The organism is Bradyrhizobium sp. Leo170 (genome assembly GCF_004296405.1).
Taxonomy (GTDB): Bacteria; Pseudomonadota; Alphaproteobacteria; order Rhizobiales; family Xanthobacteraceae; genus Bradyrhizobium.
Genome location: NZ_PSRR01000808.1, coordinates 1 through 757, shown reverse-complemented (window position 1 = coordinate 757; position 757 = coordinate 1). Strand labels below are relative to the sequence as shown.

Annotated in this window: 1 protein-coding gene; it reads right to left on the bottom strand. The window is 62.5% G+C overall.

All coding sequences use genetic code 11. The features are described 5' to 3' along the window. Positions 1-757: IS3 family transposase (locus tag CWO89_RS44840; RefSeq protein ID WP_130584453.1), on the bottom strand; the 757-nt coding region annotated here is incomplete at both ends.

The window sequence follows — 757 nt, the reverse complement described above, 5'->3', positions numbered from 1 at the left end:
CTTGAGAGTGTGGAAGAAGCTCTCCATCGGGGCATTGTCGTAGCAGTTGGCTTTGCGGCTCATTGATCCTGCGATTCCGGCAGCCGACAGGATCGCACGATAGTCTTGCGAGGCGTATTGTACGCCGCGATCGGAATGATGGATCAGTCCTGCAGCGGGCCGCTGCTGGCGGATCGCCATCGTCAGCGCGGAGGAGACGAGTTCGACCCGCATGTGGTCTCGCATCGCCCAACCGACGATCTTTCGGCTGAAGAGGTCCATGACGGCCGCCAGGTACAGCCAGCCCTCCGCGGTCGGGACGTAGGTGATATCGGCGAGCCAGACCCGATTGGGGGCTGCGGCAGTGAAGTCGCGCGCGACCAGGTTCGGCGCGATTGGCAGATCGTGACAACTGTCGGTGGTGCGGACTCGACGTGGCGGCGACATGATCGCGCGAATACCATGCCGTCGCATCAGCCGTTCAATCCGGCCGCGGCTGGCACCACGTCCCTGCATCCGCAGGACGGCATGGACCCGCGGACTACCATAGCGCTGGCCGCTCTCACGATGGACCTGCCGGATCTCGGCCAGCAGCACAGAATTGGAGATTGCGCGGCCGCTCTCCAGACGATCGCGCCAAGCGTAATAACCGGCCGGGGAAACCTCGAGCACGGCACACATCAGCCGCACCGGATAAGCCTCGCGGTGATCTTCGATGAAGCGGAAGCTCATGTCCGGGTTCCGGCAAAGATCGCGATCGACTTTTTTAAAATGTCGC